20 protein-coding genes are annotated in these 25,930 nt (G+C 47.9%); all 20 read right to left on the reverse strand.

Translation table 11 applies throughout. The features are described from left to right. Positions 1–25 precede the first annotated feature (25 nt). On the reverse strand, positions 26–1,111 hold the full coding sequence (locus tag ACFRAM_RS25945) for a TetR/AcrR family transcriptional regulator (RefSeq protein ID WP_379469618.1): 1,086 nt from the start codon (positions 1,109–1,111) through the stop codon (positions 26–28). Positions 1,112–1,147: 36 nt separating this feature from the next. Then, positions 1,148–1,657 (reverse strand): NADPH-dependent FMN reductase, encoded by a 510-nt coding sequence (locus ACFRAM_RS25950; RefSeq protein WP_379469620.1) that lies wholly within the window; start codon positions 1,655–1,657, stop codon positions 1,148–1,150. 13 nt (positions 1,658–1,670) lie between these two features. Next, a complete protein-coding gene (locus tag ACFRAM_RS25955; RefSeq protein WP_379469622.1) occupies positions 1,671–2,159 on the reverse strand; it encodes a flavin reductase family protein in 489 nt (162 codons plus the stop codon). Between the two features lie 56 nt (positions 2,160–2,215). Then, positions 2,216–3,553 (reverse strand): zinc-binding metallopeptidase family protein, encoded by a 1,338-nt coding sequence (locus ACFRAM_RS25960; protein WP_379469624.1) that lies wholly within the window; start codon positions 3,551–3,553, stop codon positions 2,216–2,218. A gap of 2 nt (positions 3,554–3,555) precedes the next feature. Then, positions 3,556–4,164 carry a cysteine hydrolase family protein gene (locus ACFRAM_RS25965; RefSeq protein WP_379469626.1) on the reverse strand — a complete coding sequence of 203 codons (609 nt, stop codon included), beginning with the start codon at positions 4,162–4,164 and terminating at the stop codon, positions 3,556–3,558. Further along, on the reverse strand, positions 4,161–5,237 hold the full coding sequence (locus tag ACFRAM_RS25970; RefSeq protein ID WP_379469628.1) for an LLM class flavin-dependent oxidoreductase: 1,077 nt from the start codon (positions 5,235–5,237) through the stop codon (positions 4,161–4,163). Before ACFRAM_RS25970 ends, ACFRAM_RS25965 begins: the two co-directional genes overlap by 4 nt. 28 nt (positions 5,238–5,265) lie before the next feature. Further along, positions 5,266–6,408: an ABC transporter substrate-binding protein gene (locus ACFRAM_RS25975; RefSeq protein WP_379469630.1), complete on the reverse strand. Its 1,143-nt coding sequence runs from the start codon at positions 6,406–6,408 to the stop codon at positions 5,266–5,268. A 55-nt stretch (positions 6,409–6,463) separates the two neighbouring features. Further along, positions 6,464–7,315 (reverse strand): ABC transporter permease, encoded by an 852-nt coding sequence (locus ACFRAM_RS25980; RefSeq protein WP_379469632.1) that lies wholly within the window; start codon positions 7,313–7,315, stop codon positions 6,464–6,466. Positions 7,316–7,377: 62 nt separating this feature from the next. Further along, positions 7,378–8,154, reverse strand: a complete 777-nt coding sequence (locus tag ACFRAM_RS25985) for an ABC transporter ATP-binding protein (protein WP_379469634.1) — start codon at positions 8,152–8,154, stop codon at positions 7,378–7,380. 430 nt (positions 8,155–8,584) lie between these two features. Beyond that, positions 8,585–11,107, reverse strand: coding sequence for a carbohydrate-binding protein (locus ACFRAM_RS25990; RefSeq protein WP_379469636.1), 2,523 nt, complete (start codon positions 11,105–11,107; stop codon positions 8,585–8,587). A 501-nt stretch (positions 11,108–11,608) separates the two neighbouring features. Beyond that, positions 11,609–12,616, reverse strand: coding sequence for a carbohydrate ABC transporter permease (locus ACFRAM_RS25995; RefSeq protein ID WP_246317157.1), 1,008 nt, complete (start codon positions 12,614–12,616; stop codon positions 11,609–11,611). Positions 12,617–12,634: 18 nt separating this feature from the next. Then, positions 12,635–13,540: a carbohydrate ABC transporter permease gene (locus tag ACFRAM_RS26000; RefSeq protein WP_175372340.1), complete on the reverse strand. Its 906-nt coding sequence runs from the start codon at positions 13,538–13,540 to the stop codon at positions 12,635–12,637. Then, a complete protein-coding gene (locus tag ACFRAM_RS26005; protein ID WP_379469639.1) occupies positions 13,537–16,089 on the reverse strand; it encodes a DUF5696 domain-containing protein in 2,553 nt (850 codons plus the stop codon). The genes ACFRAM_RS26000 and ACFRAM_RS26005 overlap by 4 nt, the downstream gene beginning before the upstream one ends. Positions 16,090–16,106: 17 nt before the next feature. After that, complete coding sequence (locus tag ACFRAM_RS26010) at positions 16,107–16,733, reverse strand: Yip1 family protein (protein WP_379469641.1); 627 nt, start codon at positions 16,731–16,733, stop codon at positions 16,107–16,109. After that, entirely contained in the window at positions 16,717–18,171 is a 1,455-nt protein-coding gene (locus ACFRAM_RS26015) for a gluconolactonase (RefSeq protein WP_379469643.1), read from the reverse strand. Before ACFRAM_RS26015 ends, ACFRAM_RS26010 begins: the two co-directional genes overlap by 17 nt. A gap of 16 nt (positions 18,172–18,187) precedes the next feature. Further along, positions 18,188–19,063 (reverse strand): carbohydrate ABC transporter permease, encoded by an 876-nt coding sequence (locus ACFRAM_RS26020; RefSeq protein ID WP_379469645.1) that lies wholly within the window; start codon positions 19,061–19,063, stop codon positions 18,188–18,190. Between the two features lie 4 nt (positions 19,064–19,067). After that, positions 19,068–19,940: a carbohydrate ABC transporter permease gene (locus ACFRAM_RS26025; RefSeq protein WP_175372422.1), complete on the reverse strand. Its 873-nt coding sequence runs from the start codon at positions 19,938–19,940 to the stop codon at positions 19,068–19,070. Positions 19,941–20,057: 117 nt separating this feature from the next. Then, positions 20,058–22,952, reverse strand: coding sequence for an extracellular solute-binding protein (locus ACFRAM_RS26030; protein ID WP_379469647.1), 2,895 nt, complete (start codon positions 22,950–22,952; stop codon positions 20,058–20,060). Between the two features lie 115 nt (positions 22,953–23,067). Continuing rightward, positions 23,068–24,477, reverse strand: a complete 1,410-nt coding sequence (locus tag ACFRAM_RS26035; RefSeq protein WP_379469649.1) for an extracellular solute-binding protein — start codon at positions 24,475–24,477, stop codon at positions 23,068–23,070. A 177-nt stretch (positions 24,478–24,654) separates the two neighbouring features. Then, positions 24,655–25,665 carry a LacI family DNA-binding transcriptional regulator gene (locus ACFRAM_RS26040; RefSeq protein ID WP_379469651.1) on the reverse strand — a complete coding sequence of 337 codons (1,011 nt, stop codon included), beginning with the start codon at positions 25,663–25,665 and terminating at the stop codon, positions 24,655–24,657. Between the last annotated feature and the right edge of the window lie 265 nt (positions 25,666–25,930).

The raw sequence follows: 25,930 nt of genomic DNA on the forward strand, positions 1-25,930 counted from the left end.
ACTCCGTTTCGCTAATAAGTGGTCTCTACCCCCGCAGGCCAGCCCATTTGAGACATCGCTTGGCATAATTCAACGGGCTTATATCCGCTGTACGAGCTACAGCATAGGCGCCAATTCTATTGACGGCATCCTCCAACAGGCGCTGCAGCGCCTCGGATCCTGCACTCCCGCGCTCTACCCAGATACCGACGGTTACCTCTTCCACATTGGGGTTATTCCCCAAATCCTCCAACCACGAGACGATATGCGGCGGCATTTCGCCGTATTGAGTGGAAGCGAATACAAACATCAACTTCTCCACCCGTCCTCCGTTCGTATTACGCTCCTCCTCCCACGCCAGCAATGGCTGGCGAAGTGAATCCTGCAACCAGAGGCACATATCTGCGCACTCACTGCCCTCCTCAACTGAGCCAGAACCAACACTGTAGATGATATCACTCTCGCTCCACTTGGGGTCTGCCTCCTTATTCCCTCCGCCGTATAGGGCAGGCACGACACCGTGCAGCGTCAGCCGGATCATCTGATCGGCCACCTGATCCTGCAGCGATTCCAGATCACCGTCTCCCCCTACGATTTCACGCAAGTTATCTTCCGAACGGAAGTAAAATTGGTTCATCATGCCCCAAAGCAAGAATAGTAACGCCTTCCTATTCATTCCCGCGTCTAACGCACCGTCCTGTTGCCAATCGTGAATCATCTCTGTGTGCTGCAAGAAATCCTCATACCAGGTAGAGGAGGCATATTTAGTGAACAAGTCACCCTCTTCCATCGCTTCCCAATGGAATATTCTATACAGATTCGGAATTTGGCACTTGAGACGGAATTGCGCGCGAATGTAAGTTGCCAGAAATTCTGGAGCGTTCATCCCACTCCAGGATAGTTTATTAACGTACTCCTCCCACTGTCGGAACAGACTGACGAGCACTGCTTCATATAGCTTTTCCTTCGATTCGAAGTAATAATGGATGAGCGCCTGATTAACTTCAGCCTTAACGGCGATCTCACTTATACGCGTTCCCGCAAAGCCGCAAGCGGAAAAAACCTCCTCCGCAGCTATTAAAATGCGTTCTTGAACGTTTGTTTTGGTTTCTGCCGGACCTGGTCCAATCATTTCCTTTCCTCCTTTCCAATTTATTAAAGTATATCTTCAAACCCGGTTCAGCAGCCACTTATCGTTCTGTGACACCCATTCTTTCGCTATTGTCCCGAAATCATCCAACTGAGAGTCTATCACGTACAAACCTTTTGTCGGGCAGGAAGCCCCCAGTTCGACGAGAAGCGGCCTCAGGTGAAGCTCGACAGCCAGACTGTGATGCGGAGCCGCTCCCACGAGCAGAGGAATAGCTAACTTACCAGCCAACGCATCCGGAGGCAGTTGATCCGCAAACAGCTTCAGCAGCCCTGTGTAGGTAGCCTTATACGTAGGACTAGCGAATACAACAGCTTGTGCACCGGTAATACGCTCATTCAGTTCAGCCGCCGCTGGGTCTCCCCATGATAGAAATGAGCCACCATGTGGCGCCAAATCGATCACATCATAAGTCACATGAAGTGATGCATCCTCGGCATACTCGGCGATCGCTTCCGCAAGGCGGAGCGAGATTGTATAGGTCTTTGAAAACGGTTTCGGATTACCAACGATGACCGCGATATGCATATATGAACCCTCCTTAGATCTCCAGCGCCTGCAGCGCTCTGTACTTGCCCTGGTAAAATAATAAGGGGCTTGATTGCGTTTCCGGCTCGTATAGGTACTCGCCCTGTCCAACCAGAATCAGATGGTCGCCTCCGTCCAGCGTATTTGCCAGACTGCATTCGACTGAAGCGAGGCAGCCGCCAAGTATAGGCAGCCCCAGTTCACCCTCACGATAGTCAACCTCATCGAATTTGTCAGTCTCGCTCTTTCGGGCGAAGCGCCGGGATACCTCCTCCTGCGTATCGGCCAGAAAGTTGACTGCGAACTTCCGCGCTGCAAGCAGGCTAACGAGTGTACTGCTTCCCTTATCTAAGCAGATAAGGAGCAAAGGCGGCTCCAGCGACAGAGATGTGAATGCATTGGCTGTCATACCTATCGGTCGTCCCGCTTCATCGAGCGTTGTAATCACCGTAACTCCCGTCGCGAACTTCCCCATGATGCCCCTCCATGCAATACCTTCCATACCATATCCCTCCCAATGAATCGAAGCAAAATTACAATCAATCGCTGACACTCCGGCTATCCTCGGCTGTTGCACACCTGCCAGGCGGTTACAGCATAGACGACGGCTGCATCGACCATATCCTGCAGACTCGGTTGGAAACGGGTCGGACCATAAGTCGCCGACGGGATGTTGTACATGTTAAACACGTTATGATCCCGCCACATACTGGAATACACCGGGTGCGCGATCGGCGCCGCCCCGCGTCCGCCCGCTTCGCCCGCTGCAGCCAGTGCGGCGCGCAGAGGATCGATCCGCGCTGCGTCTGCTTCGAAACCTTGGCGATAGACTATCGGCTGAACAGCGCCGTCATAACCGCCGCGCTTCAGTAATGCTTCCAGTTCGCGCTGCACATCAGCGACGCTCTGAGCAGGAGTTAGATTTACCTCAATATAGAGTGAACAGACTTCACTTCCTCCGCCAAAGATGTGAGGATCACCACCACGAATGGCTGAGATCTGCACCTTCGGAACAGCCGTACCTCCCGGCGAGTGGTACGTTTGCCGAATTTCATAGTCTGCAGCCCATAGCTGCACGTCCCCGATGAGCGGCGCAACACGTACAAGTGCGCTCGGATGATTCTTCAATTCATTCGAATGTTCAAGCAGTGGTGTGAACACATCCTCGCCATAGACATCGATGCGGAATAGCGCATGGCCGCAGCTTACCCAAGAGATTCCGAAGTCAGTGCCTTCAGCCGCAATCGCGTAGTCCGGTGCAACACCACCATGTGTCATCATATAGTGCGCACCGATCTCCTTGCCAAGATACTGTGTACCCTTGAACTCCTCAACATGCTCCGGGCCGATCTCCGCCGGACAAGCGGTCAGATACAGATGCCCCGCCAGAGGTAGACCTGCTAGTTTCAACGCTTTGGCTGCTATGAGAAAACACGCCATCGGCCCCCGATCATTCTCCACCGGATGTCCGGAGAAGCGCCCCTCGACTAGTGAGGCCGTCGTCCAACCCGGATCATCGATTGTACCACCCGGGCGGTATTTCCACTGATCGCGCCAATTGTACTGTGGTGCCTCTGTATCCAGATGGCTCGTAAACAGCAAATTCCTGCCTGCCTCCGGTGCTTCTCCACCGAATCTGCCGACGACACTGAACCGATCCTCGACCATACCAACACGACTCGGAGCGAAGCCCTCCCGCTCCATCCAGGCGAATACATAGTCACCCGCTTCCTTCTCATAACCAGCCAGACTGCGGATGTTACACAACTCCAGGATAAGTGAGGTTAGCTCTTCAGTATCAATATGACGCCGGACGAGCGCTTCAATTTCGGCGATTCGCCCTGCATCTGCGCCGGCCTCATCCTCACTGCTCATGAAATTCCGATGTTCCGACATGCTTATACCTCCCCGATATCTGCCCACTCTGCCAGCAGCGTTTCCGTGTCGATCAACGTGGCGAAGTTCAATGCCATCGCACGCAATGAATAAAGATGAAGTTCTTCCTCGTAAGCCGTACACGCGTCACTGACAACAAAAGCCTCGTAATCTCGCATGAATGCGTCGCGTACGGTCGACTCTACACAACACTCGGTCGTTACACCTGTCGCGTACACAATTCCGATCTCCTTCTCCTGTAGCACTTCATCGAGATTCGTCCCGACAAAGCCGCTATACCGCGTCTTCGAGACAACTGTATCGCCCGGTTCAGGGAAGAGGCGATAATAATCCGCCCCCGGCTCCCCTTTACGGCATACAGCCGCCGCCACCAACGGATCGATGCCCTGCCGCTCGTACCATCTCAGCATTGCGGGCGAGTCCAGCTCCGGCTCTGTTTCAAGCCGGACGAAGATAACATCTACTCCAGCGCGACGGGCTGCACCAATCAAACGATCAATCCTGTCCACCGTCCCATCGATTGTGGACAAGTCCGCACCAAATGCCGTTACCGCACCGTCCGGTGCGCAGAAGTCACGCTGCACATCGATAATCAGCAGAGCCGCCTTCATTGTTCCCCCTTGCGCAACAGCGGCAGTACGCGCTCCCCGAAATAGCGCACATCTTCGGTATAGTCCGAGAACGTCAGCATCATGCCGTCGATACCCGTATGCTCAATGATGTTACGAACTTGCGCAGCAAGCGCCTCCGCATTACCAACGAGCATTTCATTCATGAATACATTTTTGGCACGCGCTTGCATTACATTCTCGCGGCCATCCGGATCCATTCCGTAGCTGCGCAGCAGCCCTTTTATCGCCTCAATATCAGCACCATCTTGAAAACGCTTCAGCTTGGCCTCTGCTTCCTCTTGCGTATTTGCCGGAAGCACTCCGAACATCGAGTACGTCTTGATTGTCTTCCCCCGCTCTGCGGCCATCTCCTTGGCGCGTCTCGATAAGGCCGCCAACTCGTCAAGATCACGGCCGCCGATGAAGCAGGCATCACCTTCCTCGATGGTAAAGCCGATACCTTTCTCTGATTGGCCTGCACAGATGATCGGTGGCCGAGGCGACTGCTGCAACGGCTTCGGGTTAGACTCGCAGTCGATCAGTTCGAAGTATTCCCCCTTATGATTGACGCGCTCCTCCGTCCACAGCTTCTTCACGACCTGCATCCATTCACGGGCCAGGTCATAGCGGGCATCATGATCCAGATGCTCCGGCCATGTCCCCATCTGTCTGAATTCTCCCGCATACGAGCCAGATACAACGTTCATACCGACCCGTCCGCCGCTGATTTGATCCAGTGTCGCGAACATTTTGGCAGCGACGGCCGGATGATAGAGGAGCGTATGCACCGTAGCGAACACCTTAACCCGGGAGGTCGCCTCAGCCAGGCCCGCCATCATCGTCATCGACTCAAGTGAAGTGCCCCAGTGATTTGTCGTACCTCCATAACCCCTCCACTTCGCCATCGACATAATGAAGTCAAAGCCGGTCTCCTCTGCGATCACAGCAGCTGCGCGATTGAGTAAATAACTGCCGTCTGGACGCGGTTCGGATTCCGATATAATCCACCCTCCATTAGTAATAGGTAAGAAAATACCAAAGTCCACACTGTTATAATCAATACCTTTTGTCATATTCGTATCCTCCTGCAGCTAGTGTCTATTATTTGTTTGGCCAGATTAGATTAGTTCCGTCGTAAATGGAATTGAGATACTGGTTGTCCATAACATCTGTAACAGCTAGCGTCTTCGTCAGCACGCCTGCGTTCTTCAGCATGTCGATCTCATTCTGCCACTGTGTGTCCGTTTGCCATCCCACTCCGTGTTTCGGGTCTTGTGCATCCTTAACAATTTTGCTTTCAACTGTCCAGCGATTAGTCTCGGAGGCCAGATCGTACCCAGATTGTGAACGCTTCTTCAACATGTCGAGTGCTTGTTCACTATTAGCAAGCGCCCATTCATGGGCTTTAGCAACGGCACGGAGAAAATCCGTAACTGTATCCGGATGCTCCTTGGCGAACTCCTCATTAGCTACGATGACGCCAAATGATGTCTTAGCACCGTAGTCTCCAGGATCAATCAGACTTACCTTGAATCCCTTGCTCTCCATAATATGGGGTTCGTTAGACTTGTAGACAGTGAGCGCGGCGACCTTGCCAGAACTCAGCACGCTGGGATCGTAACCGACAGAGACGCCTTTAACCGAGGCCGGATCAATCCCTTCATTTTTGAACATGGCTACATAGTTTGGCGGCAACGCTCCGTGGTACCCAATCGTTTTACCTACCAGATCCTGTGGTTTCGTGATGCCCGAGTCAGCCATAACCATCAGCGCGTTGTTCCCTTTGGCACCGAAGGTAGCAATCCCTTTAATACCAGCACCACTAGCAACAGACTGGATGACAAGGCTAGGGGCGCCTGCACTGGCGATCTGTATCTTATCCGCAGCAAGGAACTTCATCCCCTCGGAATCAAGGCCACCCTGAATCTCAACATCGATGCCCAAATCCTTAAAGTATCCGAGTTCATCCGCAACAACGACTTCCAGGTCAGGCGGCGAGGCCCCGAAGTAAAATCCCGTCATATACCTGATTTTCCCTGCCTTCTCGTTGGACGCCTTACGTGCTGCCCAATCCGATTCTGCCGAAGCAGGTGCCGACGCGATTGCGGTAGGCGATGCTGCTGCCGAAGAAGAGAAGCTACTGGAATTGCCAGAATTGCCTCCGCAGCCCGCCAGTACCATCGCGAACAACGTTAGCAGTGCACCTGCCGAACTTACCGTTGAAAAGACCTTATTCTTTGCCATATTCCAGACCTCCATATCTATTGTTATCGATTACTCGGTGATGCTGTACGTCAGGTTACCCTTTGGACTGTTCAGAGCTATGCCATGAAAGCACCCTGCGTTCGACCAAACGGACGAGATTCGTCAGTATAATTCCCATTAGTGCGAGCAGCAGGATCGAAGCGAATACCTGATTCATCTGCATGTTATTACTCGACAGCATTACCAGATTTCCCAGTCCTTCCGTTGATCCGCTCCATTCGCCGACAACCGCCCCCATCACGCTCAAACTAACGCAGGTGCGAGCGGCAGAGAACAGATAGGGCAGACTGTTTGGCAGCCGTAATTTCAAGAAAATCTCCATCTTGCTGGCGTGAAGCGACTTCATATATTCATAATTGTTAGCATCAACGGAGCGGAAGCCTGTAATCGAGTTGACCAGCATCGGGAAAAAGGTGACGATTGCCGCGATTAGCACCTTGGGCAACGCCCCGAAACCAAACCAAATCATGAGTAGTGGAGCGATGGCCGAGATCGGTGTCACATTGGCAAGCACGGCTAGCGGGAGCAGCGAGCGCTCAATCAAACGCGAGTGTGCCATAATAATCCCACCCGTTAGCGCCAGCACAGAGCCGAGGAGGAATCCTCCAATCGCTTCGTACAATGTTGTCCAAGCGTGGGGCAAGTAGAAGGAGAGGTGTCCAAACAGTTCTGCAAGCACCGAGCTTGGTGCAGGGAGCGTTAGCGCATTAAGACCGATCAGACGGACCAGCGCCTCCCAGACAAGGAAGAAGCCGATGAAGGCAACCGTCGGAGGTGCCGACGACGACAAGGCCCGACGCGTTTTCGAAAACTTTTTGGAAGGTACGGACGACGGATCAAACGTAATTCCAGACTCCCTATTGGCATTCAATTTAATATCCATCATCGTTACACCTGCTCCTTTTGCGTTTAGTCTCGATGTGTTTTGCTTGCCTGCGACCACCATAGTCAATCCCACCTTTCCTGCAACAAAGCACGGATTTGATGAACATAATCATGAAAAATCGGATCATTCTCTTCCATCTTCGTTCGAGGATGCGGCAGATTAATGTCGACAATCTCAGTTATTCGCCCGGGACGGCTCGACATGACAACAACTTTATCTGATAGAAATACAGCTTCACGGATGTTATGCGTAACAAACACAACGGTTTTCTGATGCTTCTCCCAAATACTCATCAACTGGTGACTGATCTTCTCTCTTGTAATTTCATCAAGTGCGGAGAAGGGTTCATCCATGAGTAGGATCGGCGCTCCACTCGCGAACGCCCTCGCAATGCCTACACGTTGCTGCATGCCGCCCGATAGCTCCTTCGGATATGCGTTGGTGAAGTCGCCGAGACCAACAGCCCGCAGCAATTCCGTCTCGTCTTCGCGGTTGCTCTCATAGGCTGCGCCGCCTTTGCGGTTCACTTCCTGCGGCAGCTGCATATTCTCAATAATCGTGCGCCAAGGAAACAATGCGGGCGCCTGAGGGACAAATCCGAACACTTTCGATGCCTGTGCCTCTAGCGGGGTCATTCCACCGATGCTCACCTTTCCAGCATCAGCAGTCTCCAGTCCGCCTATAATACGCAGCAGCGTTGATTTCCCGCACCCGCTCGGTCCAATCAGACTGACGAATGTGCCGCTGTCCAGCTCCAGATTGATGTTACGTAAGGCTTCAGTCCACTGACCTTTGCGCGAAAACCTCTTGGACAAGTTCTCCACCAATATGACCGACATCTTTCTCTCCCCCAACTCTTTTTTTAATTTTTTAATTAAATTATTTGATGAGTTGATTAACTTTGAATACAATTTAGCACGAACATAAAACTGCGTCAATATACATGACACTTATAATTTAATTTTATCGAATTACAATATAACAATAGTCTTTTTATACAAATTTTATATATAAATTCTCTTTTGTATGTTATTTTTTCTAACATTAATATCACTTAATGGTGGAACCGACTTCATTTATACATCTACTCCTACAGAAGAGAAAGAAATAACCCGAGGCAATAAATTTGATTAGAAATCCTGCGCTTGATTTTTTAATTAAATAATAAATGGTGAAGACGTTTAGTCCGGCTCATACCGGGAGCACAAAAAAAGAGCTGACTGGACAATGTCCAATCAACTCTTGAATCTCAATACTTGTAGTCAGTCTTTAATTTGAAGCCAGTTTGTACAGCACGGATTGTCTTCCACTCAGCGTGAGCGTAAGCTTACCATTTTGTGATTGAACCGGCTTATTAGTCCACAGATCAAGGATGCTGGCATTCGCCGGAATCCCTGCACGACCAAGATCGATGATCTTCTCTGCAGATTCCTTGCTGTAGTTGAACACAGCCAAATAGTAAGCACCCTGATCTTCCAAGACAAACGTATCTGAAGCAGCGGTTCCCGTATTGCCCTCCACATTACGGAAAGCCTTGCCTTTAATCGCCAATTCATTCACCCGCGGATTGGTCAGCAGTTTCTTCATCAGCTTCTGTGCTTCCGCGCTCTGCACATCATCCGAATTCAGATAGACCGTTCCCGAAATGACCGACGCATTGACCCGGGTTTGTGCCCCCTCGAAGGTCTCACCCTTAGTCAGTGTCATGTAGTCGGGATCGGTATAATGATAGATCGTCCCGTTCTGCCACCAGCCATACGTCTGACTGTTCAGTTGATATTCCGTAGAGGAAATCGAGCCGTCAATATCACAGGAGATTCTACGGCTGTGGGCATATTGGCTCGGGAAAATCGGCGCAATAGAAGCACTGACGAACATCGTGTCCCCAAGCTGATTCAGCAAGTAGGACATTCCCTCGTTGTATGCCTGTATCCCTGTCGTGATATTTTTATCATAGAAATCGCCTTCCATCGAAGCATGGGTGAGAAAGTCGAGCTTAATGAACTGATAACCACGTGCTTTAAAACGGGCAATATCATAATCCATCTTCATCTTCGTACCTGGGTGAGTAGGATCAAGGGCGATTCCATTACCATACGGAACGAGCTTCCCTTCACCATCCTTGAGTATGATATCACCATAAGTGTATTTCCCCTCTGTTCCTTCCACTTCAGTAATCATATTCTTACCCCAATATACAAATGGTGTATGGTAAGTTCCAGGAATCTGCCCGTTCTTGCGGATTTTCACCACAGCATCTTCAAGCTGCTCATCCGACAGATTATCCCAGAAGGAATCCATGTTCATGTACACCGCACCATCGTTGTTGAAGGATTTATTTTGCAGATGATCATGGAAAAAGTTAGAGGCTGCCATCAGATTATCATACGACAGATGTTCGGCATACGCTCCCCAGCTATTCCAGCCAACAGGAACCCCCTGCGGAACATTCGGGCCGAAGGAGAGCGGAGGCGCTACTACTGCATTCGCGCGGCCATAGGCTTCCATCCCGTCACGGTAATCGCTGTAGAAACCGACAAAAATCTGCGGTGACTTAAGTAGTCGCCCTTTAATCGCTCCATGCGGCAAGCTGTCATAGGTGACTTTTTTGGAAGTAAACCCGCCGAATACCTTAAGCTGATCCAGACGATTATCTGCACCGCTCCAGTGGATGCCTGTCTTCCACGTATCATGAGTCACCGATCCGATAATCAGACCATTACGGCTGGCATTATCAAAGATCGCCGTCACTTCAGAGCTAATATTACTATTCGTGTTCAGGTGGGTATTCATCGACTTGGAATCATAACGCGCCCAAGCATCATTATCGAACGGCACGATGAGCACCCGGTTATCACTATACTGTCCAAGGTCGACTCCGCCAGCAGTCTCCAGCACCACAGGAGCCATCTCATTCGTACTTAACTCGCTGCTGCCAGTCACTTCTTCAGCTTTGATAAAGTAGTTAGTCTTCTCGTACACATAATAGATTTGTTCAAGACTTGGTTGCCCTTGCTTCTCATTACGGACAATGAGCTTGATTCCTTTGCCATGTCCATCCTGAATCTGTTCTACCTGATCAGTTAGCAAAGTGTGCGAATCATACTCATTGCTGTAGACCAGTTCCTCATTCAGCTTGAAACTGCTGTATACCCCCTTGGCGATCACCTTGCCATCCCAGGCGTATGACGATAATCCAGTTGTCGTATTATAAAGCAATTGGTAAGTACCACTATCCACTGTAAATCCAGAGCTATGCTGTGATACTGTAATATTTCCAACCTTCAAAGTCGTCGCCAGCTCACCAATATTCGCAGAATCGCCCCACTGGAACGCTGGATTCTGTCCAACATTAACGCTATCAGGCGCCTTCTTAATCACAATTCGATCCAAATTGGGAGAGTACCAATCACCGTCAGAGAATAGCAGGACATTGCTGCCACCGTTCAGTTCGATCTCAAAATCAAAGCTGCCTACTGAATCCCAGTCGTCTTTCACAACTTCCGGAAAGTCAATCTTCTCCGAATCCTTGTCATTCACCTTAACATAAAAAGAGCGTGGATCACCCGATACGTAGTAAGCGGTTACAATGTATTTCCCAGCCTCTGTGACTTCTACATCATTGAACTGAATTGAACTACCTTCGAAAAGACCTCCTACCTGTTTACCATCAGAACACTGTGCGCAATCAGCGATTTGTGTATGCGGTCCTTTCAAAATGTTCCGCGAATCATTAGCTTGGAATTCATATAAGGTGGGTGCTGGTGGCTCGGTTGCATTCGCCGCTGGCAATTCTGCAGTTTGCTGCTCCTCTACTACCGTATCTTTCGCTGCTGACTCTATAGTTTTCTCCTCCCCTCGGAGACTGCTAAGCCATACAAAAACAACAATTCCTCCAATGATAAGAAGCAGAGCGGCAAGTATTAGCTTCCTGTTCTTAATCAGCTTACATCACTCTCCCGCCTATTTTTGTATAACATGAACAAGGGCGCAAGAAGCAATCAACCTTCTTGCGCCCTATTCAGATTGAGCCTATATATGACGAACTTAAGATCTTCACGTAAAGCTCGATCGTCACTACGGTGGAATGTTTGGACTTCCGGTCGCTGTTGTCCCCAGATTTATTTTGATTCAAACCACTTCTAGCGGTTGAAATCTGGGGACAGCTTAGGCTTCCGATGCTAGCTTTCCTACGGAAAGCTTTCAGGCGAACGCTTCGCTCCTACAGTTCCAAACTTCCCCCTTCGTTCTTTCTCGCTTTTGTTACTTTCTTCTGTTCATCTTAGCTAGCGATTAACCCACCAATCCACTGCGTTCCATACTTTCTACAAAGTGACGCTGTACGAACAAGTACATAATAATCAGCGGCAGAATCGCCATCAATACCGCAGTATTACGAATCATGGATGCATACAGCGGGTCCATACCGAGAGAAGTTTCCGTATATCTCAGATAGAACATGATCTGTCCCCACGCACCAGAGACCATGGAAGACATCACACCCGTTTCATTCAGGACCATCCCGGTGAAGAAGGAGTCGTTCCATTGCCATACGAAGGAGAACAGCATAACGGTCACCAGGGCCGGAATGGCATTCGGCAAAATAATCCGCATAAAGGTACCGAAGGTGCCTGATCCATCCACCCAAGCTGCTTCCTCCAAATCCTTAGGAATCCCTCTGAAGAACTGACGGAAAATGTAAACAAATAGTCCTGTCTTCAGCCCCATTCCTAGAATAGAGGAAATAAAGAACGGCCAGTAAGTATCGATGAGATTCAAGGGTTTACCTGTTAAGAAGGTAATGATGCCTAGAATATCAAAGTTTTTATAAGTCAAATAGGTTGGAATCATAATCGTCTGTGGCGGCACTAGAATCGTAAAGATCACGCAGCCGAACAACAAACCGCTACCCCGGAATTTCATTCTTGAGAACCCATAACCGGCAAGTACACAAGACAAGGTCTGGCACACCATGACCAGAATAGACAATAACGATGTGTTGAGCAGAACCTTCGGATAATTCAGCGACTCGCTTACTAACAAAAAGTTCCTCAACGTGAAGTGCTTTGGAATCCAAACTACACTGGCATCATACAGATCAACAGGATCTTTGATCGCAATCATGACCTTAATCAGAATCGGATACAAGATGATAAAGGAAATGCCAGCAAGAAGAACGCTTCGCACAAAAACCCAGAGCCAATTTTTCACATGATTAACCCAAAAACTTGAATGAGACATGCGCTCCAAGGAAGAAGGTAGCACATGCGCCGCCTTTTCTCTAATACTTTCAGCTTTCATAGCAGGCTCCCTCCTAACTTAGTCGTGGTAGAATACTTTCCTGGAAATGAGCATTGTAATTAGCCATAAGAAGAGCGAGATCACGACAAAATAGATCCAAGCCATTGCTGCACTAAGTCCAAATTGATAGGACTTGAAGGCCGTATCCCGAATTTGCTGGGTCGTCGGGCTTGTAAGCAAGTTATCAATGATAGAATAGACCACATTCGTCAAAATCAACGGGCTGATCATCGGAAACGTAATTTTCCAGAATGACTCGTACCCGGTTGCACCCTCAATTTTGGAGGCTTCATACAGCGAGCCGGAAATGGACTGCAAGCCTGCTACGAAAATAAGAATCTGCACTCCAGAAGCCGTAATGATCTGATAGATCCGGTTGACCGCCCCGACCAGGTATTGAACGATTTGGTAATTGACACCTGAGTTTAATAGCAGCTTGGCGAGCTCCAGATTACGGAACAGCGCAAACTCACCACTTGACGTCTGACTTGCACTTTTGATGATTCCCTGGGTATAATCGCCGTTTTCAACAGCCGCGATGACGCCAGAGGCCAGAATAACCGGCAAGAAGAATATGGCGCGAACGAGGCCTCTTCCTTTAAACTTCTGATTCAACAGCACCGCTGCAAACAAACTGAAAATAACAATTAGCGGTACATTGATGGCCATGTTCGCCATAGATTCAGTCAACGTTCGTACATAATGCTCATCTTGAAACAAAGCATTCTTAAAATTAGCCCAACCTACAGATTGAATAGAAAATCCATTATCGTTCACCTTCAGTGTACTGAAGCTATAGCGCAGCGAATTAATAAGCGGCACAAGGAACAATAACAGGAATCCGGCAAACCAGGGGAGAATAAACCATACTCCTTTATACTTTTGCCGCTGGTGCAGCGTTAGCCCGACTCTAGGTTGCTTCAATTGCGCTCGCCTCCCATAAGGTACCCCATCGCTTCAACAGCAGCGCCACCTACATTGACCGGATAATCATTATAGTTGACTACTATTGATGTTCCATCCTCATAGGTGGTTTGATAGACACCTTTTTCTAGCATTTGATGATCCTTTATAATCTGAGTCCGTACTTTACTCAGCACATTGTTTATTTCGGCATACGTCGACTTGGCCTCATCCATCCAATTTTGATAGCTCGCAGAATACAGATAGTCGAACCCGGTTTCCTTAACCAGTGATGGTTTCTCATAGAACCAAGTAAAGTACAGCCCAGAGCCCGTCTCCAGTGATTTCAGAACATGATAACGAGTATCCTGCTCATCCGAGAGATTGAGCGCTTCTCCTGCATAATCGATGTACCCATGCAGCGCCATCTCATAGAAAGGCACACTCTGATCAGTAAGGTTATAGCCGCTGTTCGCAAGCGGTGCATTAACGACACTATCTACATAAGGAAGAGTGTATGCGTTACCACCCGATACCATCATATTTGGATAAGTGTGCAGCTTCGCAAGCTGTTCTTCTACTGCCTTCTTACTCTCTTCCCTGGTAAGGACATTCTTCGTATTAAAGTCGGAATTCAGTTCATCCCCCATATCATGCAGAGACAACCCCTTCTGCCCAAGCTTGTTGTACTGATTCATAAATTTATCCACTACTACAGGCAGCCTTGCAGGAGAGAGCGGATAGGTCGGTTCCAAATACGTAAGCTTGTAGTAACTAGCTAAATCGTAAGGATGGACCGTTGCTACTACGCCATTCATCGTACGTGACGCATCTCTTTTCGGTTTGAAATCCCCTTTATCCTGAAGCACTCTCATGAAGGATACATCGGGATACAGCGTAATTCCGTTGCGATCCGCAAAGTCCTGTAGTTCCGCAAGTCCTTTTTTTCCACCCAGCTTGCTATCCACGGATACAGAGGATGGGATTTTATGATTCAGCCCGCCATTGAACCATCCCGTGTAGCGGACTTTAATATTGTGGATACCATCACCCTGAAGCTGATTAAGAATGTCCTGTGCCTGACTGAACGTGGTAAGCGGCTGATAAGAGCTATACGGAATGCCCAGGAAAAATTTCCTCGTTGGAATTCCACCAATTAATTCTACATTGAACGGAATTTGCTCCTGCTCATGCAGCTTCTCAAGCCCGTACTTCTTAATTAAGTACGAACGGTAGTAGGAAGCCATCCCACTGTAACTCGCTTCTTTTTCTTGCAAAAATCCGTAACGAACCGTGATATCACCGTTATACGGTCTATCCTGGAATTTAGGAACCGACTGCTGCATCCAGAATCCTGTCAGTGCAAGCGGATCAGAATCAGTGATCTCATAACTGCTGAACACATAATTGTACGAGTTCGCCCGTCCGCTTACATCGGCTTCAATGCGTCCGATTCCGTCCCCATTCTCTACGATGGCTACAAAGCCTGCATCATTCTTTTTCATACCGAACACCGGCAAACGAGCTGTTTCTCCGCCCAGCACCTGCTTTTTCGGCAAGCTAACTGAATCCGCTCCATATAGAGGCACATTATAGCCATAGGCAGTTAGCTTATTGTTATTAAGATGAATGAGTGAACCCGAGCCGTCAGGTACGAACATGTAGCCCTGATCCTTGGTACCGGCAGCGCCGAAGTAAGGCAGCACAGAAATGGAGTGCAGGAAGAAACCTTTGTTTTGAATATTCTCAGCCGATACATTCACTACAAGCTGATCATCCTCAAGTCGATAAGTAACCGGAATCACGAATGAAGCCTGGCTGACCACATCACTATTCTTACGGTCTATCTCCATCTCTTCTTCGCCATATCCGATTTCCTCTAGCGTACGCAGTGTCTTGGTCAGCGCCATTCCTTTCAAGGCAGTATCCCGCCGCTCGTAGAGCTTACTATTCTCATCCAAGTTGAATCTGCTGAGGACATCTTTTTTCTTCTTCTCGTCCTTGATCTTATCCAGGATCAGTGTTTGGAAACGTTCTTCACTAATAAACTTTGGAATCTGCTCTACACCGCGCAGCTTTTCGCCGATGGTATACAGAATTTTAAGGCCGTCACCTAGCTTCTCAATTTCAAATTGTTCGTACTCCACACTCTGATTGAAATTGTTATATTGCTGCGGCTTGCCTGTTTTATCCGAGAAATTCAGCAGCAACTGGCTGGATAACATGGATTTATTCATCCCAGACGCTTTACTGTCCGTATCCCGGTCCTGCGGGTTCGAGAACCAGACAGTGCCATCCTTCTTATTACTGACAGCAATCTCTGTCGTCTTGGGACTATAGTAAAGTGCCAATGCTTCGTTCTCGGCAGCCAGCGTCATGGACTCTAGAGCCGATGCCGCTGCATCTGAAGAATGAACCGCCTCTTCTGAGTAATCACTTTGTGTTACCGGCGCATCCAGGGAATTGGGCGCAGCAGCAACATTTCCAGCTTGCCCGATTGGCCCGCTTCCAGCAGTTACTAAGCTGATTACAACTGCCGCAGCGACTGCCGCTCTCCATTTGTTTTTCACGTCTGCCAGCCTCCTTCCTAGATGCGGTATGAAATCTCATTATAGATGGATACCACGAAACCGATCATTTCCTGAAGCAGACTGAAGAATAACAGCCCCAGGAACATGATAATGCCCATAACCACCAAGGTTAGCACCATCGTGACAATGGTCTTCAGAACTGTATATTGATGCACTGTCATTGTGCCGATAAACAGCAGCCAGACAAACCATAGTACAGATAGTGAATCTATCATGTAATAGAAGGCAGATTCACGCGTAGTAATGATGTTACTGATTAGCACATTCCCGAATCTCATCAAGATCAGCGGAAGCAGCGCATAGCCAGTGGCCATCACAATGTCCTTGAATTTCCCTTCACCATCCATGAGTGTCGTCAAAGACCAGTTCGCTACGCACCATAGAAAGAATGGCAGAACAATATATTGCAGTTCATTAATGCTATTTAGGTCATAGGGATAATTAAAGTTAACAACAAAACCTGCGTACTGCCGCAGCAATATAGTCGCCACCGTCAGCAATAGCAGCATGGACAGAGCAACGCGCAGTCTGCCCTTATTCTCATACTTCAAATCCCAGAACCCTTGAAAAGGATGAAGCAGTACATAAAACGGGGTTTTGGTCATCTCACGTAACATCCGCATTCACCTTCCCTCTCGCCCTTCTTCTTAAGAAGCTGAAGCCCACCAGGGCTACACCCAGGACGATCACGATGGTCATCCCTGTCCCAAAGTATTCACGTACTATCTCTTTGCGATATTTACCGAATGCCTTAGAGTAGTACTCCCTGTCATAACCAAGTTTCAAATATTCCAGTGCCTGCTTGTTCTCTCCTTGGCGAAGCATCACCTTACCAATACCGACATAAGCGATCTCATTATTGGAGTCTAGCTTAAGCAGATCCTTCCACTTCTGTTCCGCCTCATCGTACTTGCCGGAGAACAGCAGATGATTCGCTTCATTAATTAATGCACCATAACGGGTCGGCTTGAATACGCTGATTCGATTCATCGCCTTATCCAGCACCAGGAAATCATCCCCCCTACGCTCTAAAGCAACTGGGGTACGAAACGTGCCTTCCTGCTCACCCATACGACCGAAAATGTACAATAGATTTCCGTCCTGGTCATAGGTAAATACACGCCCCTTCCGGGAATCAAGCGCACTATATACCCCATTCTCACCGACTTTGACATCGATCAAGAGTGAGCTTTCACTAGATCCCATGGAATAGATGTCTCCTCTTGGGAACCAATAGCCTTGACGCCGCAAGACATCTTCTCCAACCGGGTTCAGCCGCTTAATCGGATCGGTAGAGGTCAGCTCAGACGTCGTCGTATACAAAAAGCCTTCGCTGTCCAGATCCACATTATTGAACTCTAGCGGAACAAATTGTTCCAGCTTACTGCGTTGCTCTTTGGTCGACATTTTCTTCCAAAAGTAGTCCCATGGATCAAACTTCACTCGGTTCGTCCCCATAAAACCAGTGAAGTTTCCTTCTGCATCAAGTTCGATAATTCCATCGAAGACCCCTCTGCCGACAACATAGATCCGGCCCGCATGATCTACAGAAACCTTAATCGGGTAATATTCGAAGCCAGAGCGGATGACATCAGACTTCGGTGCTCCAATGTCGCGTACAAAATCTCCTTCTCCTGTCAGTTCCACAACTCTGCGGTTTTCAGTGTCGGCAATATAGATATGATTGTGCTTCGTAACATAGATTCCTTGCGGACTATTGAACTTCTCATTCTTCCCATCCCGCACAAAGCCGCGAATCTCTCGAACAACCCGCCAATCTTTATCAAAGACGACAATTCGTCCGTTCCCTGCATCCAGTACATAAAGCAAGCCGTCCTCAGCAACATACATATCGCTCGGTTCTAAAAGCTTGCCAATGCCTTGCCCGGTGCCATCAATCGTGCCTGCCGGAGTGTAAGCATTAGGGGTACTCACACTATCTCCCCAGTAAGAGTAGCTGTACCCCTCATAGGGAGCAGCTCCCGCTTGAAGCGGTGATGCCAATAAGCTTACTGTTGTTAAGACAAGCACTACTTTGCTAATTGACTTAATAAGCTTCATTTTCGTTCCTCCCGTGCTATTCCTTCATTCCGGAAGATGCCATCGTCTGAATGATCTGGCTCTGAGTGATGACGAACAACGCCATCGGAACGCTCATCAATAGCAGAGCTACCGCTGCTGCTATACCTGCCCGGGCAATACCACCTTGAATAATTTGTCCCATCGCATAGTGCATCGTCTTAAGTTCTTCGCTATAGATAAAGCTGCCGCCGTCGGTGGCCCATAGCATCTGGAACAACAAAATAATGAGCGTGAACCATGCTGGCTTAACCAGCGGCATAACAATCGTCCAGAACACGCGGTACTCGCTCGCACCGTCAATTTTGGCGGATTCAATCAAGGCCATCGGAATCTGCTCAATGAACTGCTTCATCAGATAGAGTCCGAGCGGGAAGGCAAATGCCGGCACAATGATCGCCCAGTACGTGTCTATCCATCCCAGCCAGGACATCGTCATATAGTTCGGGATCGCCGTCACCTGCGAGGAGAACATGAGCGATAGAACAACGATAGAGAACAATGTCTTGGAGCCGACAAAATTATACTTTGCCAGCGGGTAGGCTGCTGCTGAAGCAAGGATAACGTGCCCCACTGTACCAACCAGGGTGATGAACACCGTATTGAAAATGTAGCGTGAAAAAGGAACCCACGATTTGGCCATCAGATGGAACAAATCAGGAAAGTTATTAAAGGTAGGGTTCCGCACAAAAATCTTAGGCGGAAACAGAAACAGCTCATCGAGCGGCTTGAACGCATTATTGATCGCATAAATCAGTGGAATGGCCATAAAGGCACCGAACAGGCCTAGAAGAAGGAATAAGAAAAGGTCCACCTGCCACGAGCGGTTAATTCTCTTCTCCCCGCTCAATCTGAATTTAAGTGCTAGTCTCACCGGCCTATTCACCCACCCTTCTAAGCATCTTCTGAATCACTAGGTTGGAGCACAGCATAATACCAAACAACACTGTGGCAATCGCTGAGGCATACCCCATCTCAAAACGAATCGTTCCGTAGTCAATCAAGTGGGTAACAATGGTATGGGCAGAATACTGCACACTTGGGAATCCCGCCAAGTTCATCGCTACGTCTGCCACCGCAAAGGATGCCGTGATCTGAATAACTGCCCCGAACATAAGCTGTGGCCGCATAGAAGGCAGCGTGATATACCATAGCTCCTGCCACCGGTTGCGAATACCGTCCATCGCTCCCGCCTCGAACAAAGTCTTATCAACCGTCTGCAGACCGGCAATGAACGCCAGAAAGCTCGTTCCAAGACTTAACCATAGCTGCACAATAATAATGATCATCAGCGTATACTTCGGATTCTGGAACCATAGGATCGGTTCATTAATAAAACCGGTCCTCATCAGGAAACCGTTTACAATACCGTACGAATCTCCAGAGAACATAATCTGCCACACGAAATAGATATTCCCGGAAATCGAAGGCGCATAGAAAACAAGGGTCATAAAGGCCCGTACCTTTGGCCTGAGCTCATTGATTAACCAGGCAAATACGAAACAGGCAATATAACTGATCGGACCCGTAATCACTGCGAAGATCAACGTATTTTTTAGAGCGATCAGAAAAATATCATCGTCTAGTAGCAACCTTGTATAATTGCTCCAGCCTGCCCAGCGTGGAAACTCCAGCATATTGAAGTACGTAAGGCTGATCAGCATGGACATGACAACCGGAAGCACAGTGAAAATGAAGAACAGCAGCATATATGGAGCAATCAACACGTATAGATGCTTATCATTTTTCATTCGCTTCAAATTAAACCAGAGTTTACTATGCTTGGTGCTCACGCCTTTCTGAGGCGAAGGCTCACCCGCGGATGCCGGTAAAGTATTGGTTTGCTGCAACTTAGATCACCTCGGTCTCTACTTCAGATTGATTTCTGTTTGCTTAAACTCGATCTCACGATTGATCTCTTCCACGTAATCATAGAGAGCATCTCTCGTGTTCGTCTTATTGTTAATGACTTCTCTAAAAGCATTATCAAGGTTACGACCCGTGTAGTATCCACCAGGTACCTCAGGAACACCCTTCACCCAATCCCACTGCTCTTTCAGGTTCTGGAGATCCTTACTTGGCCATGGCAATTCTTCCATAGCTTCCACGTTCGCGGTCGGATAACGAGCTGCTGCACCCATGAGCCCTTCCATCTCCCGGCCAAAGCGTACCTGTGTTTCCTTACCGGTCCACCATTTTATGAATTCCCAGGCTGCTTCTTTGTCCTTCGTTTGCTCCATCATAATGACAGCCGAGCCACCGCTCGATACATCCCGCTTAATGCTGCCGTCTTTCTGTTCAAGTCCAGGAACAACCGTAAAGTCCCAAAGTCCTCTAATCTCTGGAGCGGATACCGCCAGCGTGTTGTAGAATGTGTAGTCCGAAATCGCGACTGGAATCTCACCTGTCCGGAAACGAGTCGTTAGATCGAACTGAAGCGGGAACTTATAGTTCACGAAGAAGTCAGTCCACTGCCGGAAAGCCTGCATAGACGGTTCAGAATCCAGGGCACTTCTAGTGCCATCGTTGTTATAGAACTCGCCGCCTTGCTGATACAACAGCATCGCAAAGGCTTTGCTCGGTTCAAGTGTGGATACCCCAACAGTCTGAGCAAGCGGCAACGCCAAATCCATATGGTGCTTCTTGAGCACTGGAATGATCTCATACATATCTTCCCACGTCTGTGGAGCTTTCAAGTTAAGCTCACTCAGAATATCCTTGCGATAGAACAGCATCGGGAAAACCTGCTGCTCTGGCAAACCGAATACAGCATCATGGAATTTGTACGGGGTAATCGCACTCTCCCGGAATCGCTTGGCAACCTCTTCGTAATCGTTGAACTGAGTCAGATCCACAATGGCATTCCGCATCCCATAGTTGACTGGGATATCATTAGAAATCTGCATCGCTACATCAGGTCCTTGTCCTGATAGGGTAGCAGGCATAAGGACAGAAGGATTGACTAGTCGCAAATTCACGCTAATTCCTGTTTGCTCTGTAAATGTATCATCAGTCATCGCTTTAATTACCTGCGCCTGGTCACGTCCGGTTCCTACCCAAACCGTTACTGCCCGTTCATTCTCACTCGTATTTCCCATGCTGTTATAGTCCGTAAAGAACGAGCTAAATAAGTTCGTTACCTCATGCTTGGCTTTGCTAGCAAAGGATGCAGCCGCCTTAGGCATCTTCTGCTCAGGGGAAGCGAGAACGATATAGTCAATTTCGAGTGGTTGCTCTCTAACCTGCAGAACCCAGGTTCCCAGACCACCAACATTGATTTTGAAAGATTCCAGACGATTCTGCAGTGTCTCTGGATGCTTAGCCAAGTCCTCAAGCTGATAGGCCATTTTCGTCAAAATTGCCACCTGATCGCTTTTCTCACCCGTGATTTCGTTCAATTGATGAGATACACCTGTTAGAATTTCACTGTGTTTCTCAAAGACAGCAATCATCTCTGGAATTTTCTGCTCCAGATTGTAATCCCGGAACGGATCCGGCACACTACCCGTAATCATCAAGATTTTGCGATAAATGGAATTAAGCTCTAGAATACTACTCTGTACCTGACGGATCAGTGGTGCAACTGAACCAAGGCTGACCGCGAGCTTCAACTCATGACTTCCTTTAGTTAAATAGAACTGATACGGCTCCTGCTCGTTGCCGAGCGTAGTCATCTTCCAGTCACTTGAGTAATTGAAAGGAATCTCCCGCACTTCATCAAAAGGAATTTCACCGTCAATATACAGGGTTCTAGTAGAGTACACCCCGCGCAAAAACTCCTGTCTGCTCTTGATGCCAAGTTTGTAAAGTCCATCCTCCGGCACTTCAATCCGCCAAGTAATGGAATCACCCGGCATACGCCAGTTATTGCCGCCTATTGTATTCATACGAATCTTTGAAATGGACTTTGGTTCCGTACTTGGACTGGATCGATCTGTGATCGGGTACAATGTTGGTGCAGATTTGAGAATCGCATCCTCACCCTGTACCTTCACTTGTTGACCCTTCACTTCTTGCAGTCCCAGCTTCTGATAACGCTCCTTCATCTCTTCATAATTAGGCAGCGTATCGAACTGACCGATCTTGATCTCGCCGATCACCATCGGCTCTTTGATAGAGTTAAGCGTAATTGTATGTTTACCAGCCGACAGATAAAAAGCATACGGCTTCTCATAAAAGCCCTCTGCATCCCGGAAAGGAATCTCCTGCCATCCAGTAGCCTCAATTTGACGAGGGCGGATATCATTCCCTTGATTATCCTGCTCAATCTGCGGCTTCTCGTTCATCCACAGCCTTGGGAAAATAAAGCTTCTTGCACCAGCGAACGGAAGCTTCCCGTCAATCAGAAGTTCTCTCTCGATAGAGGACGATCTGCCTTCGAGCGTGTAGTAACGAAGAGTCATATTATACAGTCCATCTTCAGGAACATTGACCTCCCATGAAATCGAACCCGTATCATAACTCTCTACGAACGCCCCTTCCTCATCTCCGGCCGAACTAACCTTCTTCGGTTCTGAGCCATAAAACTTCACGTAATCCCCACCATGAATTACGATATCTTGTACCGGTCTGCTGACATTCTTATGCTCCTGTAAGTAGCTGTCATAACTATCCATTTGAAACGCTTCCACAACTTCCGATTGTCCTGTCTTGCTTTTCTCTGCCGCATGAATCTGTTGTCCGTGATCTGTCCCTCCCTTCATGGGAATGACAGCCGTACACAGGATGGTAAATGCAACAGCGACGCGCAACATCTTAGGCATATTCAACGCAATCCCCTGCCCTGCCTGATAATTTATGGTCCTCATTTGTGCAATTCAGGGAGCAGCCCCCAAAGGCAGAGTTCACCCGGTTGTCTACTCCCCGCTCTCCAATAGACTATTCGCCTTTTAGAACTTTATCTGCAGCTGATTGCAGAGCCGGTAACAATTTCGCTACCCCTGCTGACGGCGTTGTTTTTCCAGCTATGATATCACGATACAACTGGCTCAGGTTATCTTCGACACCAAGGCCTGCATAACGCGCGAATTTCATAATCTTAAATGTGTTCATTGCGTTGTTAACAGAAATTTCATCATCAAACCAGGACTCAGCAATGGTTTGGTTATCTTCATCAATGGTATCGAAGCTTTGCAGATCTTCCCAAATCTTATAGACAACATTCGCATCTTTTACCCCGCGTGGAATGACATTCACGTGCAATTGCGGCATACCCATAATGAACTGGCCGCCAGATTTAGGTCCGCTTGGGAAAGGTACGAAAACATACGGGTCTTCCATCTGGTTTTGGAAACGCGGCTCTACTTCGAACAATTGCACTGGATACATTGCAACTTGCCCTTCTCTGAAGTATCTCGCTGGATCTTCCCAATCGTTACCTTCATCTTTTTTAACTACTTTGTATTCGTTGTAGAGTTTATTCGCGAACTCAAGGCCCTCGATCGATTCAGGAGAATCTACTGCGACCTTTTGTGTATCTTCATCAAAAATTACGCCACCGTTAGAATAGATTGAAGCTGTAGAAAGAGAGAACGGGGATCCTGTGAGGCCCCACTGATCGATTTTTCCGCTACCGCCTTTGCTCTTCGTTAATTTCTTCGCAACATCTACAAAGGTATCCCAGGTCCATTCCCCTTTTTCGATGTACTCTTCAGGTGTAGGTACACCCGCTTCTTCGAAGAGGCGCTTGTTGTACAGAACTCCAGTGTTATCGAAGAGTGGTGGACCTGTTACAAAACCATAGGTTTTGCCTGTTCCGTAACTACCCGCTTTAATGATGTTGTCCGAAAGCTTCGTTTCTTCTTTGACATTCATCACGTCATCAAGCGCTGTCAAATATCCACCCTTCACAAAGCTCCGTATATAAGCGGCAGGTGCCAGCATAATGTCAGCGAAAGGATCGCCAGCCATAACGGTGGAAGTGAATTTCTCAGCAAGCTCGAAGTAGTCTACAGCAACATATTTGATCTTGACGTTGTACTTCTTCTCAACCTCTGCTTGCTTCTGAATGGCTTTCTCACCTTCGGGCGTGTCAGCTTTTGGTGTTCCGTCCCACCAGGCGCCAATTTTAATTTCTCTTCCGCCAAGGTCGTAAGTCTCTTCCGGCTTGGCTTCCTCTTGTTGTGTATCTTCTTCTTTTACCGGTTCATTAGTAGCATCCGCTTTAGCTGTATTACCTGCATTCTGGGAAGCAGAAGGCGAATTTTGACTACCGCCGCTACAAGCAGTCAACGAGAAAAGCAAAACAAAAACCAAAGAAAGTAATGAAAGCGGTTTCAATTTATGCATTTGTTAAACACCCCTCGTCAATTTTCCATGATCTGACCACACTTGAACAATAATTATTAAATTAAACAAAAAGAACATTAACCTCAAGCGCAACTGCTCCGTCTCGTATGCAGGTATCCCATCTCCACCAAGCAGCAGCCTTACATCGTACTCACCTCCTTTAATAAGCTTGCGGGCCTAAGACCCGCAGCTGTTACGCACAATTAATTTGGCAGGCACAACCACTTGTACCGGGGCTTCTCTACCCTTAATCTGATCGATCAGCAGTTTCACTGCCATTCTTCCCATCAGTTCCGGTTGGCTTCGGATTGTTGTAAGAGGAGGACTCGTGTACTCTGCCATATCAATATCGTTAAATCCGACGATAGCCACATCTTCAGGTACACGCAGTCCTGCTTCCTTGACCGCATGAATTGCTCCGATTGCCAGTGCATCATTAGCAACAAAAAAAGCTGTCGGCAAATCACCTTTCGAAATGGCCTCTTTCATTAATCGATTACCTTCCGGAATCCACCAACCACCCATATAAACATGCTCTGGATTAAGCAGTTCCTTCTCTTTCATATAACGCTCAAAGTAGAACTGCCGCTGATCCTTACCGTAAGTACGATTACCTCCGATATAACCGATCTTTGTATGTCCAAGATCAAACAGATGGTCAAGTGCAAGCTTTGCCACTCGCTCGAAATCAATCACCACGGAATCAAAGCTCTCCACATCGGGAGCGGAATCGACAAAGACCACATGCTTTAATGTTCTTACATTCTGAATATTGAAATCGTAGGACCTGTCGATGAAAATCACACCGTCGACATCACCAAAATCCATCTTCGGACTCTCAAACAGTTCCATTCTGAAGATATCAGCCGTTCTAATGCCGGAGGCTACACACTCTTTCTCGACTCCCTGTCGGATCGCATGAAAGTAATGGTCATCTTCCTCCTGGTTTTCGGTCAAAAACATCACCGTGCCAATTTTGATGTTCGAATACTCGGAGACTTCTGGAGTTTCCTTGCTGCTCGCTGCCCTGCGGCTACGCGGCGTCTGATAGTTCATTTCCTCAGCAATGGCAAGAATACGTTGTCTCGTTTCTTCAGAAACCGATAATGTATTATCTTTGTTAAGTACTCTGGAGACGGTCACACTCGACACACCTGCCAGTTTTGCAATATCACGAATGGTTGCCATGATTTCACCCTGTCCATATGTAGATTAATACTTTATTCTAAATGATTTCATGGAAGTTAACAATTTATTTCCACCATAGTGAAAACAACAACACCATGTTTCATTTAGCTGCGACAGTGAAAAAGATTAGGGTGAGGAGATTGTTTATTTAGTGAATTAAATTAATTATTCAGTGATTAAATAATAGCAGATCACTTTCCTCTTAGCAATAACTATTTACATTTATATACTTAAAAGCGCTTTCTATATAAATATTCATTAATGA

It is taken from the genome of Paenibacillus sp. NPDC056722 (assembly GCF_042790635.1).
Classification (GTDB): domain Bacteria; phylum Bacillota; class Bacilli; order Paenibacillales; family Paenibacillaceae; genus Paenibacillus_AQ; species Paenibacillus_AQ agri.